The sequence below is a fragment of the Candidatus Bathyarchaeia archaeon genome, assembly GCA_035935655.1.
In the GTDB taxonomy this organism is placed as follows: Archaea; Thermoproteota; Bathyarchaeia; order 40CM-2-53-6; family 40CM-2-53-6; genus 40CM-2-53-6.
In genome coordinates, this window is record DASYWW010000051.1 from 1 (window position 1) to 5992 (window position 5992).

Consider the following 5992-nt stretch of genomic DNA (forward strand, 5'->3'; position numbering starts at 1 on the left):
CAGGAGTCTGATCGTCTTTACTTCGGGTCCAACTGCCAGTGCTGCCCTGAGCCTGGTTCCGGCTTCTTCAATCGTTGCCGCAACTATTAGATACGATTGCGTTCTCGATTGCCTCGTCCCCTGGAAAGAAGCTCCAGCAACTTCAGATTCCATGGCAATTCTGGTCAATTTCCCATGGAATATTGGAGGCTTACTATATACGAACGATGCCAGAAACTTAGAAAATTCCGAGACGAATAATCAGACGGGACAGTGGACCTTGCAGCATTTCTTGCCAGAATTCCACAGGATTTCCTTCTTCACTCATGCCGATTCTCAGTCGGATAGACTTAACAGAAACATCTCATCGAAAGCAGACAGTGTTTCGCAAGTGCCCGTCGTGTGGAAAGCGATTTCTCGCCGTGCGATTGCTGAGCAAATCGGTGCAAAGGAGGGAACAGGACACAGAACAAATGAGGCATGAGGTAGTTGTAACTGGGGCAGGCGCGTCGAAAGCAGGGCATATCTTCGCAACATTAAACCCGACTACGGTAGAGAACGTTCCCATTGAAAGGGACACCTTCAAGCTGGCTTACGAATGCCGAAAATGCGGTCACAAGTGGACAGAGTCAATCACCGAAGTAAAACGCGGTTGATGCGAGCGCCGGCAATCACTACCCCTGAAAATTATCAGAGAGAAAAATAGGTCCCATTCGTCTAAGAGGTAACAGGACCCTCCACGATTACTCGTATAAGTTAGGAAACGAACCAAAGGTCGTTGGACAGGCTTCTGTTCGCGGCCGGAGTCATCCTAGCTGCCCTCAGCCTCTTCATCTTTATGATTCCTCTGGTCAATGCTTGGAGATGTGCCAACACCTTCATTCCGTATGGCTCGTCCTGCATCGGACCTCCATCGCCGATCTGGCCGTCGCTCCTTATCATGCCGGTAGGTCTTGCAATGGTCGGCTATTCATTTCGCAAGACCAAGGAAGCGGAGTCGGGACAGGAGGACATCGAACATGTCGGCTAGAAACAAAACGCTAGTCCAGGTTCTTCTGGTTATTGGGACCATTCTCATCGCAATGTCTACGTTCGTATCTTACATGCTGCCTACTCCGACTTGTCCTACCACACTCTATTGCACGTTAGATCCTAGTAGTACTGCGGCTGCGGGCGTCGCGATAATTGGCTCTGCCTTTCTTATCTTGGGAATAATTCTTGAGGTCGTCAGGCGCAGAGAGACATCGGATTGACCCATGTGGACAAAGCAAGTTGCATTTGGCTAGACTATTGCAACAGAAGACTTGGACAGAGCCGTTCTTCACAATAGAACTAAGATGGTCATCAGCTCACACGACGACGCTGATGAAGACCATCACGAGGAAACTCGGAATAGTGTTCGTTACTGGAATCCTGGTAGGGGCGGGTTTGGTCTACTTCGTCCTCTTCGCTACAGGTTCACTCTCATCAAAGCCTCCTGGAGTAGTAGCTGTTGCGGTAGATTACTGCGCAGGGAGCAATGGGACCGCTACATTGGTCTGTGTGGTCTACCTGAGCAATACTGGCTCTGCAAGCGTGTCGACAGTACTGAACAGTGCTTCAATCACATTTGGTGGAACTACCTACAATACCGCTTATCTTCCCACAGTTTTGCTCAAAGCTGGATCTTCCACGCAACTTGCAATCAATTTTCCCATGAATCCCCAATATGCTACGGGGGAGTCATTCAATGGCAGCATTGCTCTGGCGAACGGGGGTACGGCCCTATTCAGCGGGAGGTTTTAGACGATTCTGGGGCCTCAGGCGCAGCCAAGCGAAAAGCCAGACACCAAGTAGCAGTAAGATTGGAAACCAAAGCAGGTATGGGTCGGCCATCCGTGGCTCAAGGACCTCGAAGACGCCTGCGATTGCAAGTACCCCGACGGCTAATATCACCACAAGTGCCACCCTGTTCACAAACCAAGCGATTGGACCCGCTCGATCGACCTTCGCCGAGGGACCCCACGAAGATGGAATGGTGAGCGACTCGAAAATTGCGATTGCGTAGGCAGAGAGCTCAAGCCAAGAATGCGGGAGCAGGAACAACCTATAGAGAGTTGTGAGGGGAGATCGACGCATTCTGAGAAACGACTTCTATGACCCTTGCTGTATTGTAAGTCGCTGCGGATTCAGAAAGAGGGCCGTAGATTGGAACGAAATCTCTGACCATGACGTTGAGATTGTTTGCGAATATCGCCGTGAACTGACTCAGGAAAGTCGTCCCGAGATCCTGCTGGCTTCTCTGGAACACTTCCAGAAAATACGCGTTCTCTCCCGAGAGAAGTGGCAGCAGAGCGACGGCGCTGGTTCCTACGACCTCGAGAAGGAGTATCAGTGGAATCCACCTCGCTCCCTTTCCAAAGATGTGAGCCGCCATTTCAGCCGAGAATGAGCGTTGAGGAAATCGCTCTCCATACATTACAGTCGCCCGGTCGTCTTCCTTGACGGCCAATCTGTGAGCAAGGACGAAGAACACTACAAGGCTCGGGCCGGCGGCGAGCAACTCAGACGATGCACTACTATATCCCAGTACTGGCAGGAGCACGAACGGCAGTATGAAGTAAATCGCCAGTGGAACCCCGAAGACGAGGTACAAACCACCCGGATATGGAGAGCCGAAGCCTCCTGGAGGAAGACCGATCGGGACTCCGGTGCCCTGTAGCTTTTCCGACAGCCAGTCGTAGAAGTCGTCTGCCGAGCCGCTCTTGGGCTTTGGACCTAACCACAACATGCGTCCTCCCTTGATCGCAATCTTCCCCCATTTTGATCCCGAGACATAGACAGACTCGATGTCCGAATATTGATACACCTCATGGTCACCCTCTAGCGTTTCTATTCTGTCCGGGAAGAAGGCAATCTTTGTCGCTGGCTTCGGTCTGGCCCTCCACCATGCGAATAATCCCCAGGCTGCAGCGCCTCCCCAAAAGACGGCCCCTGAGACTACAGGAGGGCTAAGAAAAAATGCCCCTATCGCAATCAAAATGAAGAAGACGATGAGGGCTGGGAAAATCCGACCCGAGCTGGAATAACCGAATTCGAACTCAGATTCGAGAGTGGATTTGCTCGTGCAAGTCTAATTGACTAGACCTCATTTGAATGTGTTATTTCGCCTATTCGAAGAACTGTCGACAGAGAAAGAATAAGAGACGACTTGTTGTTCTTGAGGAGCCAAAGATGTATTCGGCCACAAAGCCGTTTCACGTCTTCGATATGAGAACGACGTGGCTCCTCGGGGCGGCTTTGACTGCTCTTCTGTCGGCGTTAACTTTGATTAATAATTTCGTCGTCTATCCTCCTGCATCGTCGGTAGCTGTCCCTGACGCCATTCTCTACTCGCTGGTTCCACTTGTTCTGTTCGCCTACTGCATCTGGAGATACATCAGGGTAATCCGCATTGAGTTCTATGACCATTTCGTTAGAGTGGTTGGGAAAGGAGGAACGGCGAATATCGATGTTCCCTACTCAGACCTGGAAGTGGGCCCGTTGACCAGGACTGGAAGGTCGTGGTCTCACTCCTTCAAGATCTCATTGAAGGGGCGAAGCGAAAGAAAGGAATGGGATGTACAAAACGCTAAACTAAGGAGCGCGAATACAACTCTGTACACGGCCGTCCAGGAGCATATTGCAAATGTTCGAGGCGCTCCATCAGTGGCTCCAATCCCTTCCGCAATCCCAGGCCCGGTCCCTCAATCTCGTATCAAGCAACCGTGGCTAGTTCTTTTGATAATCGGATTCCTAATGATCGCCTCTTCCTTTTTTCTATCAGCAGCCCTAGCTGGCGGCCTGTTCATTTTTGGTCTCATTTTCATTCTAATCTCGCGAACACTTCGAGCACGACAAATTCGCTCGGAAACGAGCCACTAACCTCTTCAGCATCCGTGGGCATCTGGAATTCCGTTGTTATCGATCAATCAACGAGATTTCACCTTGGTTCAGCGTTTGTTGATGGGAGAAGCGGGTTCTCAACCCACTCATGTCTTGGCTCAGAGAAGAAGCCATGCTTTGCGGCACGGCATCCACCAAAGGCAGTCGGGCTGGGCATAGAAACGGACGCAAAGCTGGTCTTGCAGTTTCGACAGATCCACAGCCTGTAAGTCTTACTAGTCTCAATCTCTTTCTTTTGTCTCTCCTCGTTGGACAGCCTTGTTGCATTGGAGTAGAAAGCAATCGTGCTTACGATAGCGTACAGCGGGCCAACGAGAGCACCTTGGATTCCAAAGACTATCATCCCGAGAGGACTGGGGAAGCTGATTATCTGCTCGATGGCCAAAGTCGGTAGGGCGACAATAGCGCCCTCTATGAGAAGAAGCAAGAAGATTTGACCCCATCGTTTGCTCAGGAGTCGACGACTTCTGACAATACCCCCCAGCGCTCCTTTGTGTTCGATTATGACTGCAGGAAGCGCCATGAAGAAGAGGATTGTAAACAGTATCAGTGGAGCAAAAAACAGGTCACTCAGAGAAATGACAAACCCAGTGATCAAAGCGAGATACCAGATCTGTCTGAAGCTCCCGATGGTAGTTTTGTAACTTGTATGGAGTCCGGAGCCTTCCTTTTCTACCATTTCAGCCGTAAGACTTACTCCCATTCCATCCGAAATCGAAGTTATTGGTGAAAGAATGGCGACGGTGACCAGTGATTGGGGGATTGCCGCGAATCCACTCGTTAATTGGTCCAAAAAGGGGAACCCGGTCGCGGTGGGGGAGGGGTATTGAACCGGGAAGAATAACTGAATGAAGATGTTAATGGGAACTATGACTGCTTCAGCTAGAAGGAAGATTGCCAAGAACCTTAGGAAGTTCCGTTTGTAAAGGCGTAACGAAAGAAAGAAGATTTCCTTGACTTTCAGTTCTTTCTGGATTGTGGGGGTCCCAGACAAGGTCATGGATTCTAAACCCCGAATGTACCATTCTCGCCCTCATTTTAGAGTTCGACTGCGTTTGCCTCCAAACACGTTCTCAAAAGAAATTCGCGGTCACAATGCCTGGTCCTTTAGCGAGTGCCATCGTCGAGGCCCCTAACGGATTCAAGATTTCAATCAGGTCTGTGTCACACGTCCAATTCTTGAACGGGTGTTCAGGTGTGGGAAAGGCGATGAGGTTGATTCGACTTCCACGCTCATACCAACCTGAGCCGTAGGGGCTCGTCTTGAATGGCCCGTTTTGAACCACAGTCACTTCGACCTTGCTCCCGAATTCTGTTGGCCTTGCACCAGCCACAGACAATTTCCTCTCTTCTATTCCAGATTCGCGATTGCGGCCGTAGTAGATGACACCGGCGCTAAACAGGACGCCATAAACGGCGACGAGAAGTCCGACAATGGGATTAGGCGGAAGCCAGGGTGAAAATCTCTGAGGTATCCCAACTAAGGCGAACTCGAGACCGAGGATAACCGCAAACAGAATGCCCCCCATCCCCGTGATGACTAGTGAGGATCGCTGAGACCGTTTTCCAGTCAATAGGACACTTCTCACTGGCAGGGATTACAACAATTTAATCGCTCTTGGGTTCCACTCGTGAGAAACCACCGCCAAGAGTAACGCTTACAAGTGGAAGCGGGTTAGAATCTACCCGTATGACCAGAAAAGAAGAGGTCAAAGCGAAGGCAGATGAGACGCTGAAAAGCGTCAAGGAGTTACTGAAGACAGCCAAGACAGCTGCTCACTCGGAACTGTCGAAAACTGTTCCAAAGGCAAAGAACGCGTTGGACCGGTCATTTGACAGCGCTTCAAAGGGCCTGGCGGAAACTCTGGGATTCGTGGATCGCAAGACCAGCCGGGAACAGGTCGAACTCCTCAGGGCATACAGGGCTTTCCTCATGCAACAAATCGAACTGATTGACAAGAGGCTCGCCTCGAAGTCGTAGAGGATGTCGCTGCACTGCAGTTAGCCAGCTTCGACAACCTTGATTTCTCCTTCATGGGCCACCCTCTTCTCTTGAGCGTCCATCCAACGAAGAGGTTCCCAATCGAGC

General features: G+C 50.7%; 9 protein-coding genes. 6 read left to right on the plus strand and 3 right to left on the minus strand.

The annotated features are described in order from the left end of the window. Nucleotides 1-452: 452 nt before the first annotated feature. The 4 genes from VGS11_10250 to VGS11_10265 all read left to right on the plus strand — a co-directional run bounded on the left by VGS11_10250 (nucleotide 453) and on the right by VGS11_10265 (nucleotide 1764). Nucleotides 453-635 (plus strand): hypothetical protein, encoded by a 183-nt coding sequence (locus VGS11_10250; GenBank protein ID HEV2120466.1) that lies wholly within the window; start codon nucleotides 453-455, stop codon nucleotides 633-635. 122 nt (nucleotides 636-757) lie between these two features. Next, nucleotides 758-1009: a hypothetical protein gene (locus VGS11_10255; GenBank protein HEV2120467.1), complete on the plus strand. Its 252-nt coding sequence runs from the start codon at nucleotides 758-760 to the stop codon at nucleotides 1007-1009. Beyond that, nucleotides 999-1232, plus strand: coding sequence for a hypothetical protein (locus VGS11_10260; GenBank protein HEV2120468.1), 234 nt, complete (start codon nucleotides 999-1001; stop codon nucleotides 1230-1232). Before VGS11_10255 ends, VGS11_10260 begins: the two co-directional genes overlap by 11 nt. Nucleotides 1233-1269: 37 nt before the next feature. After that, nucleotides 1270-1764: a hypothetical protein gene (locus VGS11_10265; GenBank protein ID HEV2120469.1), complete on the plus strand. Its 495-nt coding sequence runs from the start codon at nucleotides 1270-1272 to the stop codon at nucleotides 1762-1764. Between the two features lie 301 nt (nucleotides 1765-2065). Here the strand turns inward: VGS11_10265 and VGS11_10270 are convergent, their stop codons facing one another. After that, entirely contained in the window at nucleotides 2066-2998 is a 933-nt protein-coding gene (locus tag VGS11_10270; protein ID HEV2120470.1) for a hypothetical protein, read from the minus strand. Between the two features lie 287 nt (nucleotides 2999-3285). Between VGS11_10270 and VGS11_10275 the strand changes: the two genes are divergently transcribed. Next, nucleotides 3286-3882: a hypothetical protein gene (locus tag VGS11_10275; GenBank protein ID HEV2120471.1), complete on the plus strand. Its 597-nt coding sequence runs from the start codon at nucleotides 3286-3288 to the stop codon at nucleotides 3880-3882. A gap of 58 nt (nucleotides 3883-3940) precedes the next feature. On the opposite strand, the gene VGS11_10280 is transcribed toward VGS11_10275, so the two are convergent. Both VGS11_10280 and VGS11_10285 read right to left on the minus strand, forming a co-directional pair. Further along, the gene (locus tag VGS11_10280; GenBank protein ID HEV2120472.1) at nucleotides 3941-4903 is read right to left on the minus strand and encodes a hypothetical protein; all 963 of its coding nucleotides are present in this window, start codon (nucleotides 4901-4903) and stop codon (nucleotides 3941-3943) included. 73 nt (nucleotides 4904-4976) lie between these two features. Next, on the minus strand, nucleotides 4977-5477 hold the full coding sequence (locus VGS11_10285; protein ID HEV2120473.1) for a hypothetical protein: 501 nt from the start codon (nucleotides 5475-5477) through the stop codon (nucleotides 4977-4979). A gap of 116 nt (nucleotides 5478-5593) precedes the next feature. On the opposite strand from VGS11_10285, the gene VGS11_10290 reads away from it, so the two are divergent. Continuing rightward, a complete protein-coding gene (locus tag VGS11_10290; protein HEV2120474.1) occupies nucleotides 5594-5884 on the plus strand; it encodes a hypothetical protein in 291 nt (96 codons plus the stop codon). The last annotated feature ends 108 nt before the right edge of the window (nucleotides 5885-5992 follow it).